The sequence below is a fragment of the Natronomonas sp. CBA1123 genome (assembly GCF_009741925.1).
GTDB lineage: Archaea > Halobacteriota > Halobacteria > Halobacteriales > Haloarculaceae > Natronomonas.
In genome coordinates this window covers 69,948-85,394 of record NZ_WPCC01000010.1, presented here as the reverse complement: position 1 = coordinate 85,394, position 15,447 = coordinate 69,948, and the positions used below count along the sequence as shown (strand labels likewise).

The window sequence follows — 15,447 nt, the reverse complement described above, 5'->3', positions numbered from 1 at the left end:
TGTCGCTCGCCCGTCGACCGGGCGAGTGGCGAGGGGCAGTGGTCGGGGATGGTCGACCACGTCGCCAAGACGGGTGTCGGCGTGGGCGGCGGGATGGTTCACGTCGGCGGCAACGAGGTGGCGTCGTTTTCGACCGACGGCGGTGACGCGCAGTGGCGCATCGAGCTGCCGGGCGTCGCCGGCACCTTCGGGTCGCCCATCTTCCGGGACGGCACGGTGTACACCGGTGGCTGCGTGAAGGTGAAGGGCAGTTCGCTGTACGACCACACGATGTACGCGTTGGCGTAGTCGCTAATCGCTGGATTCGGCTTCGTGGTCGCTCTCGACCAACTCGACGTACTCCGCGAGGAACTCCGCACGCGTGCGACCACCGGTGTCGATGTCCTCCAAGAGCGTCTCAAGACCGCTCCGAGGGAGATGACACAACTCGCGATAGCAGGGCTTACAGAGGTGTTCGAAGGCCTTGTCCTCGCGGTCCCAGCGGTCGCCGTGTTTGTCGTACTCGCGGGCCTCCGAACGGGGAACCGACTCGCCGCAGGCGATGCAGGTCACCTCCTCGTTGTCCCGGCGGCGCCACATGGAGGCTACTACCACGGCGGGTAACTTATCCGTTGCTTCGCCGGCACAGTCGAAAGCGTATAGGTCCGGGCGACGACACGTTCGGTATGGACTCGCGCATTCGCGAACACGCAGAGATAATCGTCGACCACTCGACGGACGTGCAGGCGGGCGACAACGTCGTCATCAGCGCGCCGAGCGTCGCCGAGGACCTCGCGGTCGCCCTCCACGAAGTCGTCGGCGACCGGGGCGCGACGCCGGTGTATCTCGCCAACGACGCCCGCGCCGACCGTGCGTATCTGAAGGCCGTCGACGACGAGGCCATCGAGACGCCGACTCACACCCAGGCGCTGTACGAGGAAAGCGACGTGCTCATCCGCGTGCGCGCGGAGCGAAACGCCACCGAGACGAGCGACGTCGACCCCGAGACGCAGGCCGTCCGCTCGCGGGCGAACCAGCCGGTACAGGAGGCCGCCCTCTCGAGTCGCTGGTGTCTCACGCAGTTCCCCTCCCAAGCCAGCGCCCAACTCGCGGGCATGTCCACCGAGGCCTACGAGGGCTTCGTCTGGGACGCCGTGAACAAAGACTGGAAGGCCCAGCGAAAGCACCAACAGCGGATGGTCGAGATTCTCGACCCCGCCGACGAAGTCCACATCGTGAGCGGCGACACCACCGACGTGACGATGTCCGTCGACGGGATGACGACCATCAACGACTACGCCGAGAAGAACCTCCCCGGCGGCGAGGTGTTCACCGCCCCCGTCGTCGACAGCGTCAACGGCGAGGTACTGTTCGACAAGCCGCTGTACCACCAGGGCCGTGAGATTACGGGCGCCCACCTCGTCTTCGAGGACGGCGAAGTCGTCGAACACGCCGCCGACCAAAACGAGGCCCTGCTGACCGAGGTGCTGGAGACCGACCCCGGCGCGAGTCGACTCGGCGAACTCGGTATCGGGATGAACCGCGACATCGACCGCTTTACCTACAACATGCTGTTCGACGAGAAGATGGGCGACACCGTCCATATGGCGGTCGGTCGCGCCTACCCCGACACCGTCGGCGAGGGCCGCGAGCAGAACGAATCGGCCGTCCACGTCGACATGATAGTCGACATGAGCGAGGACTCTTACATCGAAGTCGACGGGGAAGTCGTCCAGCGGGACGGAACGTTCCGGTTCGAAGACGGCTTCGAGGAGTAACACCGAGAGAACGGACTGCGTCGCTTTTCACTACGTTTCGGCACGAAAACGAATGCCGCAGCGGTGGACAGAGCGCCACGGCGTCCGCCCGAGCAGGGCGGAGTCGATGACAGGAGTCGCCGGCCCACGGAGCCGGCGGGTGACGCCGCAAAGCGGCGTCGGCGGTAATGGCAGATTGCCAGAGCGGTCGGTCGAGGTCACCGAGCGTTTTCACACACCCCACAGGTACTCGTTCCTTCGACGGGGTCCCACGTGAGGGCCCCTTCTCGGCACTCGGGACACGGTGCGTAGCTTGCTGACCCCACGTACGGTGGGACACTTGCGGACATTACATCTACAAACATCCGGAGAGAGGTAATAAATCTTTTCTCTAGACAACCCATTACGCTATTTTGAATACATACGTGCAAGATTATGACGAATATCGTGAGATATGTGTTTGAGATTGGCGCTGGGAGAGGCTGTCAAGAGAGCGGTCAGCTGGTCACCGTCGAGAATCGACCACGTGCGATGGGCAGGCGGAGAACCGTCGGAAGGAATTTAACACTCGTACAAGACACCGAAGTTACACGTGAAGGCGCAGAACGTTCTCCTCATTGCGTTTGGAGCCGCCGTCCTGTGGGTTGGGTGGGGAAACGCGTTCGGCCTACTCTGGCCGGGCGGACATCCGTGTGGAGTCTCCAGCCCGGAAGGTCTCCACCTGGATTCGACGTTACAGCTGGTCTATGTAAACCCCCAGTGTCCGGTCGTAGTGTACGACTACGCGTGGCTTGCCTTCCTCTCGCTTTCGGCCGTCGGCCTCACGGCAATCATCGGTGGGCGATATCAAATGAAACAGACGGCGGGCCAAACGGACTGACTCGACGGACGTTTTGGTCAATAGTTGAACTTCTACACTCGGAAAGCTTCGCTAATCATAACCCGTGAGTGACGACCGAACGGAGAGCGAGCACGGTGGGAGTGAGCGAAGCCGGCGGCTTCGCGAACTACACCGTGGGAATGACGACCGAAGGGAGGAACGAGCACGGTGGGAGTCTCACCGAAGGAAGACGGTCGGCCTCGCTACGCTCGGCCGCTGCGACTTCCAGGGTTCGAACCCCGGAGTCGTCACTCCTCGCGTTACTCGGAGATGACGAGCACGGTGGGATTCGAACCCACGGCCGTCGGATGGCTTCCCACACCGCAAGCCCGGTGCGGATAGAAGTCCGACGCTCTATCCTAGCTGAGCTACGTGCCCTACCGTCGAATAGCGGACCCCACCTCAAAAACGGTGCGAATCAGCCGTCGTACCGATACAGCGACAGCACGAACGGCAGCCGATGCAGCATCCAAATCGCGACCGGCAGGCCGATTATCGTCACGGCGAGGATGTTCGCGACGTTGGCCCACAGGAAGCTCAGCCACCAGCCGACGAAGACGAAGTACAGCGCCCGCACGAGGAGGTTGCGCTGGCCGCGGGCGCTATCGGGGTCCAGCGTCGACTGGGGCGTCTTCAGCGTCAGCGCCGTCGGGACGAGGTTGATGAGTTTCACCGAGAGGGGCAGCAGAATCACGGTGAGCCCCAGCAGCCACGCGGCGTTGACGAGGACAGGGGTGAGCCACCAGCCGATGAAGACGAACCACAGGGCGCGGGTGAAAAACGAGCGTTCGGACATGCTCTCGGATAGGGTACCACGAAAGATGAGCGTGACGGCCGCCGAGCAAAGCCTTCAAGCCCGACAGGGAGGTATCTCGGGGTGAATGCGAGTCATCGGAACCGTCGGGTTGGCCGGCAGCGGCAAAGGCGAGTTCGCCGCCGTCGCCGAGTCACTCGACATCCCGGTCGTGACGATGGGCGATGTCATCCGCGCGGAGTGTCGCAACCGCGGGCTGGACCCCGCCGAGCACCACGGCGAAATCGCCCAGGCGCTCCGCGAGGAGAACGGCCCGGCGGCCATCGCCGAGGAGTCGCTGCCACACATCGAGGAGGCGCTGGCGGAGGCCGATACGGTCCTCGTCGACGGCATCCGCTCGGGCGTGGAGGTCGACGCCTTCGAGGAGCGCTTCGGCGAGGCGTTCGTCCTCGTGAGCGTCGAGGCGCCGTTCGAACTCCGCGAGCAACGCATCGGCGAACGCGGCCGAGACAAAGTCGACGGGGACGGCGAGGGCCTCGCCGCCCGCGACGAGCGCGAGTTGGGATTCGGCCTCGGCGAGGCGATGGAACGTGCCGACATCACCATCGAGAACACGGGGACCCTAGAGGAGTTCCGAACGCAGGTTCGGGAGGTACTACAATGATATACAGCATCGACGTCCAGATTACGGCACCGGTCAACGACACCGAGGTAACCGACCGGGTCGCCGACGCCATCCACAACCTCTTCCCGGAGGCCGAAATCGAGTCCCACCCCGGCGAACTGCTGGCGACGTGTCACTCGCTGGACCACCTCTCGGAGCGCCTCCACGAGCAGGCCATCCTCGACACCGCCCGCGGACAGTTCTTCGCCGGACAGGACGGCGACACCTTCAGTTTCGAGTTGAAGAAGCAGGCGGCCTTCCGCGGGGCGGTCAACTTCGCCGTCGGCGAGGGGAGCGAACTCGGCGAGATTCACGTCCGCGTTCGGGTGAAAGAGCCCGACGTGGAGTCGTTCATCGACCACGTCGCGCCGCCGACCGAGGAAGGCCGACCCGTCGACACTACCGAAAGCCGCTGACGAAAATCGCCAGCCGCTCGCTGTGGTCGCGGCGGCGGGTCACCCTGACTTCTTCGACCCACTTCACCCACTGGAAGCCGCGTCTGCCGGGGGCGACCAACCGTAGCGGAAAGCCGTGGCCGTGGCTGAGTTCTTCGCCGTCGGCGTGGGTCGCGAGCATGGCCTCGCGGGCCTCCTCAATAGGGAGACTCCAGCGATAGCCGGTCACCGAGCGGAACGACACCCACTCGGCGTCGTCTTCGGGACCGGCGGCGTCGAGCAGTTCGCCGACGGCGACGCCCTGCCAGTCGTGTTCGGAGTACCAGCCGCTGGTGCAGTCGAGGAGTGCTCGCCGTTCGTTGCGAGCAAGGTCGTCGTAGTCGAGGTCGAGAGACTCCTCAACCGACCCGTCGACGGAGAGCGACCACGCCTGGCGGTCTAGTGGGGCGGGGTCGTCGGCGACCCAACTCGTGACGGGAAAGCCGTTGCCGTCGTCGCTTCCCTCCTCGCGAGAGCCGGTGAATCGCCGCTCGCTGCCCGCTGTTTCGAGTGCGGCGTTAGCCGCTCCCTGCAGTCGGTAGGTGGCCGCGCCGGCGACGACGAGGGCCGTGTAGCGCAACGCGGTCCGGCGGCCCTCGAAGTCGGCACTCGACGGGAGCCCGAACCGCCAGTAGAGGTGGGCGAGAAGGAGGGGAACGACGAGCAACCCGAGGCCGATATGGAGGTTGAGCAGTCCCCACGGGCCGAGGTCCACGGAGGCGCCGAACACCCACGCGACGCCGCTTGCGAGTGCCGCCATCGTCACGACCGCGAGCAGTACCGAGAGGGCGACGACGCCGCTTTCGGCAGCGCCACGGAGTCGATGCCGGACGCGGGCGAGTTTGAGTGCGACGAGTGCCGCCACGACGAGGCCACCGACGCCGTGGGTGAGAAACACCCACGCCCGACTCGGGCGGCCGGAGTAGAGGCTGACGACGCCGGTGGTGACGACGAAGGCGACGCCAATGAGCAGCGACGCGTCGACGACGCGGGCGTTCGGTGCGCTCAGCCACGTCGGACGGTCCATACCGTGTGTTGGAACTGGACGGGCAAGCGTCTTGTCCGTCCGGCTGCTCGCTGTGCAGTCGCTGTGCGGTCGAAGCGGAAGCGTCGAGAAACGGGCGTTCAGCTACAATAGGCGTTCTCGTCGTCCATCAGGTTGCGAAGTCGCTCCCGGACGGTCGGCTCGAACTGTCGTGGTGCGCGGGCGGCGGTAAGTGACGGCGTCGCGTCCTCGTCGGCCCACGGGTCGCTGCGGCCACGGGCGGTGATTGCTGTCGTTCGGGCGTCGGTCATCGGCTGGGCGTCGGATCGGGGTTCGGTGCTCATTTGTAGGGTTTGAAAGTGCGGTCGAAGGCGGTGCGGTCGGACCGGAGAATCAGCAATGTACGCCTACAAGGAGGAGTTGCGAACCACGGACGCGGGCAGCGTTTCGCATGTACTTCGCTGTATAACACGATTGTTCATAAAGGTATCGAACAGCGGCTGTACTTGTCAACAGTCGTCCAGTAGAGCGGTCGACCAAGGCCGTTCAGGGTTCGTAGACGGCGATAGTGGCGTCGAGGCGGCCGTACGGAACGTCGTATCGCTCGACCGGGTCCAGCGGCATCAGCTCGGGTTTCGTCGTCAGCGCGACACAGCGGTCGACGGAGCCCTCTCGGAGGCGGTCGGCGAACGCCGAATACAGCTCCCGGAGGTCCTCGCTGACCCGGATGCCGAACGGGAGGTTCGTGACGACGCAGTCGGCGTCGATTGCGGCCTCCCGGGCGTCGGCCTCGACGATATCGACGCAGTCGACGCCCGCCGCGTCGCGGTTGACGCGCCCACACCGACGCCAGCGGTCCCGGATTTCTCGGGCTTCGATGTCGGGGGCGACGTCGGGGGTCGTCGGTTCGTGGGCGGCCCGGCGCTCTTCGAAGACGTCGCCGTCGTAACGAGGCAGTGCGTCGAACGCCGGTTCGAATCCCGGATAGGGAACCCGATCGGTCGCCGCCAGTGCCGCCTCGATTGGAATCGTCGCCGACCCCGCCATCGGGTCGATTAGCCGGTCCTCGGCCTCGTAGCCCGCAATGCGGAGCATCGAGTAGGCGAACGTCGAGCGCAGCGGTGCGTCGTGTTCACAGACCCGGTAGGGCCGTTTGTGCAGCGATTCGCCGCTCAAATCGACCGCCAGCGTGAACCGGTCGTCGTAGAGGTATGCCTCCAGCCGCACGGTCGGGTCGTCCAAATCGACGGGGAGGCGGTCGCCGGTGGACTCGCGGTAGTCGTCGATGACCGCCTGTCCGACCCGTTCGGCCACGTCGACGCTCGTGAAGTCGTGGCTGCCGTGTCGGGTACCGACGACGCCGAAGTCGTCCAAGGGAAGGTGGGTGGCGATGTCGGCCTCCCGCGTGCGGTCGTAGACGTCTTCGAGTTCCGCGATTTGTTCGTCGACGAGGACCTCCATGATGCGGTGGCAGGTCCGCGAGCGGTAGTGGAGGTCGTAAACGTCGTCTTGGTTTCCACTGAACGCGACGACGCCACGGTGGTGTCTGTCGGCATCGGCGCCGACGAGGTCGTCGAGTTCGTCCGCAGCAATCGTCTCGAGCCCGCCGTTGGTCGTCGCGAGGAGTTCCACACCTCCCGTATGGGTAGATTACGCAAAAGGGCAGCGAGAGCGCTGGCCGAAACGGGGCTTTGGGGATGTTCGTCGCTTCCGAGACTCCGTCAGACCGCCAACAGCAACGCCAACGCGACGGCAATCCACACCACCTTCAGTGTCGTGTTCACGACGACGACTTTCGTGCCGAACTCCGTCCCCCAGATGCCGAACTGGAAGGGAATCGACCGCTTGAACGTCGAGACGGTAAAGGAGACGATGCCGCCGAGCAGCATCGTCGCGACGGCGGTTCGGGCGGTGAAGACGCCGTCCTCGATGAGCGGGGCGATAGTGATTGCGCCGCTCGTGGTGTCGAAGGCGTAAATGACGATGACGGGGACGGCCGCGGCGGGCAGGCCAGTCAGCGTCGCCAGCGGGTCGGCCGCCCCGCCGGTCAGCGCTTCGAGGTCGTAGTACGTCGTCAACAGGACGACCAGCGTGTAGACGACGACGAGTCGCGGGAGGATGTCCCACGTCTTCTCAACGCCGGAGCGGCCGGCCTCGCGGAGTTTTCCGCGGGTCGTCTCGGGCGGTCCGTCCTCGGAGTCGTCGCTCTCGCCACCGTCTGCTCGCGCGTCGGGCGTGGCCTCGCCGTCACTCTCGCTGCCGGCCATCGCCTCGGGGTCGACGTTCTTCGCCGAGAGCAACAGCGCGCCCAGCGCGACGCCGGTGAGTGTAATCGCCAACGCGACGCCGGCACGCGCGCCGACGTACAGCAGGCCGACCTTCAGACCGAGAATCGGAATCAGGACTGGCGCGTAGAAGGTGAAGATGTGCTGGACGAACCCGAAGAACGTGTTGATGGTGACAGCGACGAGCGTCGCACGGTCGTCGAGCAGCCCGGAATCGCGGTACTCCGCGAGCATGCCGTAGCCTGCGGTCGTCGAGGCGGCCGTCGTGATAATGGCGCCGCCGACCTCGTCGGGGAGGTTCGCTGGGCCGGTCAGCGGCTTCGACAGCGTCGCGATGTAATCGATGACGCCGAAGGCGACGAGCAGGTTCGCGAAGGTGACCCCGGCAGCGATGGCGATGGCGATGGTAAGCACTCGCGGCAACACGTCGCCGACGAGTACCGAACCGATGGCGGGGTCCATTCGAGTCGAAACACGGGGCGGGTGCCCGAAACGGTTGCGTTTCGGGTGGAACGCGCCGCGACTTAATCCGCGCCGTCGCACTCCCGCCAGCCACAGGCGGGACAGTGGCGTCCCCCACCGGCGTCGACGGTCGGCGCCGAACACCGGAGGCAGGCGAGGACTTCCGTCGAGATGGCCATCACTCCTCCTCCACCTTGATGTCGGCGGAGAGCCCTTGTGCCATCTCGATGTCCTTGGAGTTGTTCAGCGTCCACGCCGTCCGCTCGGTGACTGCCTCGATGATTTCGCGAGCGGAAGGGTAGCCGTTGCCGGATTTCTTCACGCCGCCGAACGGCAACTGTACCTCCGCGCCGATACACGGTAGGTTGCCGTAGGCCAGCCCGAGTTCCGCGTGGTCGCGGTAGTAGTTGATTTGGCGGTAGTCCTCGCTGATTATCGACCCCGCGAGTCCGTACGGCGTCGCGTTCTGGAGGTCGACGGCGTGTTCGATGTCGCCGTCGTACTCGATGAGCGCGACGTGGGGGCCGAACACTTCCTCGTGGATGCATCGGAGGTCCGGGTCGTACGGCGTCTCGTAGACGAACGGGCCGACCCAGTGGCCGTCCTCGTGGCCGTCTGGAATCTCGTCGTCGTCGAGTTCGGTCCGGTCGACCAGCACCTCGACGCCCTCTTCGCGGGCGAGGTCGTTGTATTTGCGGACCTTCTCGCGGTGTTCTGGTTCGATGAGCGGCCCCATGAACGTCCCCTCGTCGAGGGGGTCGCCGACGGCGACTTTCTCGGCGGCGGCGACGAAGCGCTCTTTGAACTCGTCGTACACGTCGGTGTGGACGATGAGCCGCTCACTCGACACACAGCGTTGCCCCGTCGTCTTGAAACTCGACAGTACCGCCGCGGGCACCGCGAGGTCGAGGTCGGCGTGTTCGGTGACGACGACGGCGTTCTTCCCGCCCATCTCGCAGGCGGCGAGTTTGCCGGGCGTCCCGCCCACCTCGTTGGCGATGGAGTGGCCCACCTCGGCGCTACCCGTAAACAGCACCGACTCGACGTCGCTGTCGACGATGGCGGCGCCGGCATCGCCGAACCCCTGAACCATGTTGAACACGCCGTCGGGAATCCCGGCGTCGACCATCAACTCCGCGATGGCGTGGGCGCACTTCGGCGTCTGTTCGGCCGGCTTCCAGACGACCGTGTTGCCCTCGACCAACGCGACTGCCATGTGCCAAAACGGGATGGCGATGGGGAAGTTCCACGGCGTGATACAGCCGACGACGCCGCGGGGACTCCGGCGCATGTAGGCGTCTTTCGCCGCGATTTCGGAGGGGACCACGTCGCCGTGGGGGTGGCGTCCGTTGCCCGCCGCCCACTCGACCATGTGGGCTGCCTCGACGATGTCCGCCTGCCCCTCGCTTATCTCCTTGCCACACTCACGGGTGACGAGTTCGCCGAGTTCGTCCGTCCGCGCCTTCAGTTCCTCGTAAACGTCCCAGAGGTACTCCGCGCGGTTGGGGTAGGACAGTTCGCGCCACTCCTCGAATGCCTCTTCGGCGGCGTCGACCGCCGTCGCGACGTCCTCCTCGGTCCCGCGGGGGAACGCACCGAGTGACTCTCCAGTCGCCGGGTTTTCGCTTACGAACGTCTCTTCTCCCTCGACCCACTCGCCGTCGATGTAGTGTGCGTGTGACGCCATACATCAACCTCCGTACGGACGGCAGAATACCCCGCCCCGACCATGGTCAGCCCCGCCGAAACCGACTGCATCGGTGCCGCGAGCGGCCACCGTCCCGACCATGGTCGGGTGACCTTCGATGGAAGACAGCGTCTTATTCTCTGCGTACGAACTGAGCATGATGGGTCAGGCACAGCCGGGGACCGGCACGCGACTGACGCTGGATCTGTGGCATCCGAACTGCTGGGCGATAGAGGCGACCGAGAAGACATCGGGCGGCGTCTTGGCACACGCGATATACAACACGCCGAAGGCCAACGTCGCAACCGACTCCGTCAACGGGCTGTTCACCGCCTTCGCGGACAGTACCGAGGATTTGGAGGAACTGCTCGCCGCCATCGAGGACTCCCCACACAGCGGCGAACTGCTGGAGTTACAGGAGCGGTTCGGGTCGGGCCACGCAGCCCCCGGCAACGTCGTCCGGGAGTTCTTCCTCGAGTACGACCCGAGCGACATGGTGTGTCCCGTGTTGCTCCAACACGGCTTCGTCCACAGCGAACCCGTCCGCATCGAGGGCGGCCGGGAGTACTGGCAGGTGAGTTTCGCCAACGAACGCGCCGACATCGAATCGGCTCTGGATGGCGTCCGCGCCGATGCCGGCGCGGAGGTCACCGTCGAGCGCATCACCTCCGGTGACGCCCGACGCCCGGAGCGACAGCGCCGACTCGACGCCCTGACGCCGACCCAACGCGACGTGTTCGAACTCGCACGCGAGCGGGGCTACTACGAGTGGCCCCGCGGCGTCTCGACGCGCGACCTCGCGGCGGAACTCGACGTCTCGAAGACGACGCTACTCGAACACCTCCGGAAGGCCGAGGCGAAACTGCTCGACCCCCAGGCCCACGAGTAGCCACTCACCGGCCGACGATAGCCCGAAGCGCGAACAGCGCGTTCGACTTCCGCTCCCGGATACGGCGGTAAAAATACGAGAACCACTTGTTGCCGTAGGGGACGTACTGGTACACCGGTACGTCGCCGGCGAGGTCGCGCTGGGCCGACTCCCGGACACCCATCAGCATCTGGACCTCGTAGGGGGTGCCGTATTCGTCGTGCATCTCGGCGGCGTACTCGAGCATCGCGGGGTCGTGGCTGCCGACCGCGACGCCGTCGTCGAACGCTCGGAAGGCGAACTCGATGCAGTCCCTATACGCCTCGTCGACCGCCTCGCCGCCTTTGTGAGCGATGTCCTTCGGTTCGTCGTAGGCGCCCTTCACCAGTCGCACCTTCCCGGGGAGTTCGGCCAGTCGTTCGAGGTCATCGCGAGTCCGCTTGAGATTGGCCTGCACGCAGACGCCCACGTCGCCGTCGGTTTCGCGGGCGTGGTGTTCGAAGGCGTCGAGAGTCACGTCGGTCGTCGTGTGGTCCTCCATGTCTATCCAGACGAAACAGTCCCGCTTCTGGCCGGCGTCGACGATACTCGCGAGGTTCTCACGGAAGGCCTCCTCGCCCACGTCGAGGCCGATTTGGGAGGGTTTCACAGAGACGCAGGCATCGACGCCCGCCTCGTCGAGGTCGTGAATCAAATCGACGTAGGCCCGCGTGTCGGCGTCGGCGTCCGCCCGCGTCTCGTAGTGTTCGCCGAGGAGATTAAGGATACCGGCGACGCCGTCGGCGTTGCAGTCCCGGATGTGGTCGATGGCCGTCGCGGCGTCCTCGCCGGCGACGAAGTTGCTCGCGATGGGGGGTATCATACTCGAGAGTGGTGTCGTTTCGGGGTCAACCCCCACCCTACCATACGATTCGGTCGGATTTGTGAGAAAATAAGACGCCTCCGCGGCCGCGGCCTCAACCGCCGAGGTACAGTTTCGACACCTCCTCGTTGTCGAGGAGGCCGTCTGCCGTGCCCTCGTAGGCGACGGTGCCCTGGTCGAGGACGTAGCCGCGGTCGGAGATGTTCAGCCCCTTCGTCGCGTTCTGTTCGACCATCAGGATGGCCGTGTCCAGTTCGTTGACGGCGACGACGTCCTCGAACACCTCGTCGGCGGTGTTCGGCGCGAGACCCGCCGAGGGCTCGTCGATGAGCAACACGTCGGGTTCCATCACGAGCGCGCGGGCGAACGCGAGCACCTGCCGTTGGCCGCCCGACAGCGTCCGTGCCTTCGCGCTGCGCTTCTCGTCGAGAATCGGGAACCGGTCGTACAGTTCCGTGATGACCTCGCCGAGGCCTTCCGAGCGGGCGACGCCGCCCATCCGGAGGTTCTCGTCGATGGTGAGCGACCCGAAGACGTTGTCGGTTTGAGGGACGTAGCCGATGCCTTCCCGGACGATGTCCTCGGGGGCCATCCCGCCGATGTCGCGGCCGTGGAAGTCGACGGTTCCCTCCCACGGCGTCAGCAGGCCGAAAGCCGTCTTGAGGACGGTCGACTTGCCGGCGCCGTTGGGACCGACGAGACAGACGATTTCGCCGGCGTCAAGGTGCATCGTCAGGTCGTCGAGGACCTGTACCTCGCCGTAGCCGCTGTCGACGCTCGACAGCGACAGCACGTGGTCGCTCACGTGCCACCTCCGAGGTACGCCTCGATGACGCGTGGGTCGCTCTGGACTCGCTGGGGTGGGCCCTCCATCAGAACGCTGCCCTGGTCGAGGACGATGACCGGGTCCGCGAGGTCCATCACGAACTCCATGTCGTGTTCGATGAGCAGGAACGTCGTCCCCTGCTCGTTGAGTCGGCGAATCTGCTCGGCGAGGTCCTTTCGAAGCGTCGGATTGACGCCCGCGACGGGTTCGTCGAGCAACAACACCTCGGGTTCGGCCAGCATCGCCCGCGCCAACTCGACCAGTTTCATCTGGCCGCCGGAGATGTCCGTCGCCGGCTGGGTCGCCAGGTGGTCGAGTTCGAACTCCTCGAGGATGCGCTGGGCGTCGGCGAGGCTCTTCGATTCGTGCTCGCCGACCTCGCCGGGAGAGGTGAACAGTTTGATGAACGACTCGCCGGGTTGGTTCCGCGGCCCGACGAGCATCGCCTCCCGGACCGTCATCCCCTCCAGTTTCCGCGGCGTCTGGAACGTCCGGATGAGCCCGTGGTCGGCGACCTGATACGGTTCGGCGCCGGTCACGTCGACGCCGTTGACCTCGACGGAGCCGCCGTCGGGGTCGTAAAACCCCGAGATGAGGTTGAAGATGGTCGATTTGCCGGCGCCGTTGGGGCCGATGAGGCCCGTAATCGTGCCGCGTTCGACCTCGAAGGTCGCGTGGTCGGTTGCGACGAGACCGCCGAATCGTTTCTGGAGGTCGTCGACGCGCAACACGACGTTGTCGGCCGACGTTTCGGTATCGTCGTCGAATTCGAATTCACTCTCACTCATCGGTATCACCTGCTTTCGATTCGCGAACGCCGGATTTCGGCGTCTTCGGGGTCGACTCGTCGACGGAACTCGGCCATATCAACTCCCGCTGTGGCGGCAACACGCCCTGTGGTCGGAACCGCATGACGAGGATGATGACGACGCCGATGAGCAGCAGGCGCATCGGGGCGGGGTCGATGGGAAGCTCGACAAACCGAACCGGCGAGATGCCGACCGGGACCTGCAGTTCGTTGAGGAACCGGGTCCCCTCCCGGATGGTGACGACGAGGACGCCGCCGAACAGCGCCCCGCGGTTCGAGCCGCTGCCGCCGAGGATGACCGCGACCCAGACGTAGAACGTCGTGATGGGGTCGAGGTCGCCGGGGCTGACGAAGAGGTTCAGATGCGCATAGAAGACGCCCGCGAGCGCCATGATGAGGCTCCCGAGGACGAACGACTGCATCTTGAACGAGTAGGTGTTCTTCCCGAGCGCTCGCGCGAGGTCCTCGTCGGAGCGGATGGTTCGCAGGACGCGACCCCACGGCGAGCGGTGGGCGCGTTTGAGAACGAAGTAGCTGACGCCGACGAAGGCCAGCACCAGCGCCACGTTCAACAGCGCGCTCCAAAAGGAGGTTTCGAGCAGTATCGGCGACCCCGGGATGACGACGATTTCCAGTCCCGGCATCGCCTCCGGGAACGTCGACAACACCGGCCAGCCCTCGAAGAAGCTCGGGATACCGCGGACGCCCGCGCTGCCGTTGGTCCACTCCCGTTGGTTGAGGATGACCAGCCGGACGACCTCCGCGAGGCCGAGCGAGGCGATGGCGAGGTAGTCCGCCCGGAGTCGAAGCGTCGGGATGCCGATGATGACGGCGAGTACCGCCGCCGCGACGAGGGCAACGACGAGGCCGTACATCGGGTTGAATCCGCCGGCTATCGGCGAGGTGCTACCGCTCATCAGTGCCGCGCCGTAGGCGCCGATGCCGAAGAACGCGGCGACGCTGAAGTTAATGAGGCCGGTAAAGCCCCACTGGGCGTTCAGGCCGAAGGACAACAGCGCGTACATCCCCGCCAAGCCGACGATGTAGAGGAAGTACGCCGGACCGAGGCCGCCGGTAACGAGGAGCGCGACGAGTAAGGCGGCGAACAGTCCGATGAAGGCGACGACGCCCTTCTCGGCGACGGTGAGCGACGCCCAGTAACCGGGGTCGTCTTCCGCATCGGCGTCGGCCTCCGGGGGTACGTCCCCGTCGGTGGATGCGTCGGCCATTCAGACCGCCTCCCCGGCGATGCCGTTCGGTCGAACGAGCAACACCGCGACCATGATGACGAACGCGATGGCGTTCGCGTACTCGATACCGATGGTGATGCCGACGGAGTCGGGGACGTACGGGAGGTACGCCCCGAAGTCAGTGAGCAGTCGGATGTCGGAGAGAATCGGCGTCAACTGGTTTATCATCCCGATGAGGAAGCCGCCGAGCATCGCGCCGTACACCGACCCGATGCCGCCGAGGATGACGGCCGCGAAAATCAACAGCAGGAGGTTGAACCCCATCCGCGGCGCCAGTTGGTTGAACAGTCCGAGGAACACGCCGCCGGCACCGGCGAGTCCGGCGCCGATGACCCACGCCAGCAGTTTGATGCGGTTGGTCCGAATGCCGCTGACACGTGCGAGGTCCGGATTGTCGGCCATCGCGCGCATCTTCCGACCGAGGTCGGTGTGCTGCAACAGGACGTGCAGGCCGGCGACGAGGACGAACGCCGAGATGACGATAGCCACGTCGTGGACGGTCACCCGGATGCCGTAGGGGACGAGCGCCTCGATGGGTCTGACGGCCTGAATCCCGTATCGGGTGAAGTCGGCACCGAAGCGAATCTGCACTACCGCGCGGTAGACGAAGGCGACGCCGATGGAGGTGATGAGCAGGCCGATAGAGCCCACGTCGAGCGGTTTGTACACGAACCGCTCGGTCACCAAGGCGACGACGACCGCCGCCGAGAGGCCGACGAGTAACGCGACGAAGAAGCCGTACGGGAGGCCGAGGACGGCCCCGCCGAGGCCGCCGACGGTGCCGAAGGTCACCAGTGCGGCGTAGGCGCCGACGGTCATCGTGTCGCCGTGGGCGAAGTTCGCGAATCCGGCGATGCTGTATATCAGCGACAGACCGATGCTCCCGAGGACGATGATACTGCTGAAGACGAGTCCGTTCGCCAGATATTCCAGAAGCGGCATCGGT

18 protein-coding genes and 1 tRNA gene are annotated in these 15,447 nt (G+C 65.4%); 6 read left to right on the top strand and 13 right to left on the bottom strand.

The genetic code is table 11. The features are described from left to right. Positions 1-288: PQQ-binding-like beta-propeller repeat protein (locus tag GJ631_RS07010; protein ID WP_156708471.1), on the top strand; the 288-nt coding region annotated here is incomplete at its 5' end. A gap of 3 nt (positions 289-291) precedes the next feature. On the opposite strand, the gene GJ631_RS07005 is transcribed toward GJ631_RS07010, so the two are convergent. Continuing rightward, a complete protein-coding gene (locus tag GJ631_RS07005) occupies positions 292-579 on the bottom strand; it encodes a hypothetical protein (protein ID WP_156708470.1) in 288 nt (95 codons plus the stop codon). A gap of 86 nt (positions 580-665) precedes the next feature. On the opposite strand from GJ631_RS07005, the gene GJ631_RS07000 reads away from it, so the two are divergent. Both GJ631_RS07000 and GJ631_RS06995 read left to right on the top strand, forming a co-directional pair. Next, on the top strand, positions 666-1,757 hold the full coding sequence (locus GJ631_RS07000) for an aminopeptidase (RefSeq protein WP_156708469.1): 1,092 nt from the start codon (positions 666-668) through the stop codon (positions 1,755-1,757). Positions 1,758-2,328: 571 nt separating this feature from the next. Next, entirely contained in the window at positions 2,329-2,616 is a 288-nt protein-coding gene (locus GJ631_RS06995; protein ID WP_156708468.1) for a hypothetical protein, read from the top strand. Between the two features lie 274 nt (positions 2,617-2,890). Here GJ631_RS06995 and GJ631_RS06990 read toward each other — a convergent pair. Next, positions 2,891-2,994, bottom strand: a tRNA-Arg gene (locus tag GJ631_RS06990). 40 nt (positions 2,995-3,034) lie between these two features. Next, a complete protein-coding gene (locus GJ631_RS06985; protein WP_156708467.1) occupies positions 3,035-3,412 on the bottom strand; it encodes a YccF domain-containing protein in 378 nt (125 codons plus the stop codon). An 85-nt stretch (positions 3,413-3,497) separates the two neighbouring features. Here GJ631_RS06985 and GJ631_RS06980 point away from each other — a divergent pair, with 85 nt between their 5' ends. Then, the gene (locus GJ631_RS06980) at positions 3,498-4,034 is read left to right on the top strand and encodes an AAA family ATPase (RefSeq protein ID WP_156708466.1); all 537 of its coding nucleotides are present in this window, start codon (positions 3,498-3,500) and stop codon (positions 4,032-4,034) included. Continuing rightward, positions 4,031-4,450 (top strand): RNA-binding domain-containing protein, encoded by a 420-nt coding sequence (locus GJ631_RS06975; protein ID WP_156708465.1) that lies wholly within the window; start codon positions 4,031-4,033, stop codon positions 4,448-4,450. Before GJ631_RS06980 ends, GJ631_RS06975 begins: the two co-directional genes overlap by 4 nt. On the opposite strand, the gene GJ631_RS06970 is transcribed toward GJ631_RS06975, so the two are convergent. From GJ631_RS06970 to GJ631_RS06950, 5 genes are all read right to left on the bottom strand, one after another. Continuing rightward, positions 4,434-5,495 (bottom strand): molybdopterin-dependent oxidoreductase, encoded by a 1,062-nt coding sequence (locus GJ631_RS06970; protein WP_156708464.1) that lies wholly within the window; start codon positions 5,493-5,495, stop codon positions 4,434-4,436. The two genes, GJ631_RS06975 and GJ631_RS06970, sit on opposite strands and share 17 nt — an antisense overlap. A gap of 98 nt (positions 5,496-5,593) precedes the next feature. Then, complete coding sequence (locus tag GJ631_RS06965; protein WP_156708463.1) at positions 5,594-5,797, bottom strand: hypothetical protein; 204 nt, start codon at positions 5,795-5,797, stop codon at positions 5,594-5,596. A 202-nt stretch (positions 5,798-5,999) separates the two neighbouring features. Further along, a complete protein-coding gene (locus GJ631_RS19455) occupies positions 6,000-7,085 on the bottom strand; it encodes a THUMP domain-containing protein (RefSeq protein WP_156708462.1) in 1,086 nt (361 codons plus the stop codon). An 89-nt stretch (positions 7,086-7,174) separates the two neighbouring features. Then, entirely contained in the window at positions 7,175-8,200 is a 1,026-nt protein-coding gene (locus GJ631_RS06955) for a nucleoside recognition protein (RefSeq protein ID WP_156708461.1), read from the bottom strand. A 178-nt stretch (positions 8,201-8,378) separates the two neighbouring features. After that, complete coding sequence (locus GJ631_RS06950) at positions 8,379-9,887, bottom strand: aldehyde dehydrogenase family protein (RefSeq protein WP_156708460.1); 1,509 nt, start codon at positions 9,885-9,887, stop codon at positions 8,379-8,381. 160 nt (positions 9,888-10,047) lie between these two features. Between GJ631_RS06950 and GJ631_RS06945 the strand changes: the two genes are divergently transcribed. Then, complete coding sequence (locus GJ631_RS06945; protein WP_156708459.1) at positions 10,048-10,776, top strand: helix-turn-helix domain-containing protein; 729 nt, start codon at positions 10,048-10,050, stop codon at positions 10,774-10,776. A gap of 4 nt (positions 10,777-10,780) precedes the next feature. Here GJ631_RS06945 and GJ631_RS06940 read toward each other — a convergent pair whose 3' ends face one another. The 5 genes from GJ631_RS06940 to GJ631_RS06920 all read right to left on the bottom strand — a co-directional run bounded on the left by GJ631_RS06940 (position 10,781) and on the right by GJ631_RS06920 (position 15,443). Further along, positions 10,781-11,617 (bottom strand): proline dehydrogenase family protein, encoded by an 837-nt coding sequence (locus GJ631_RS06940; protein ID WP_156708458.1) that lies wholly within the window; start codon positions 11,615-11,617, stop codon positions 10,781-10,783. A gap of 94 nt (positions 11,618-11,711) precedes the next feature. Continuing rightward, a complete protein-coding gene (locus tag GJ631_RS06935; protein ID WP_370518577.1) occupies positions 11,712-12,422 on the bottom strand; it encodes an ABC transporter ATP-binding protein in 711 nt (236 codons plus the stop codon). Next, positions 12,419-13,231, bottom strand: a complete 813-nt coding sequence (locus GJ631_RS06930) for an ABC transporter ATP-binding protein (protein ID WP_156708457.1) — start codon at positions 13,229-13,231, stop codon at positions 12,419-12,421. The genes GJ631_RS06935 and GJ631_RS06930 overlap by 4 nt, the downstream gene beginning before the upstream one ends. After that, on the bottom strand, positions 13,224-14,480 hold the full coding sequence (locus tag GJ631_RS06925) for a branched-chain amino acid ABC transporter permease (RefSeq protein ID WP_156708456.1): 1,257 nt from the start codon (positions 14,478-14,480) through the stop codon (positions 13,224-13,226). The genes GJ631_RS06930 and GJ631_RS06925 overlap by 8 nt, the downstream gene beginning before the upstream one ends. Further along, positions 14,481-15,443: a branched-chain amino acid ABC transporter permease gene (locus GJ631_RS06920; RefSeq protein ID WP_156708455.1), complete on the bottom strand. Its 963-nt coding sequence runs from the start codon at positions 15,441-15,443 to the stop codon at positions 14,481-14,483. Between the last annotated feature and the right edge of the window lie 4 nt (positions 15,444-15,447).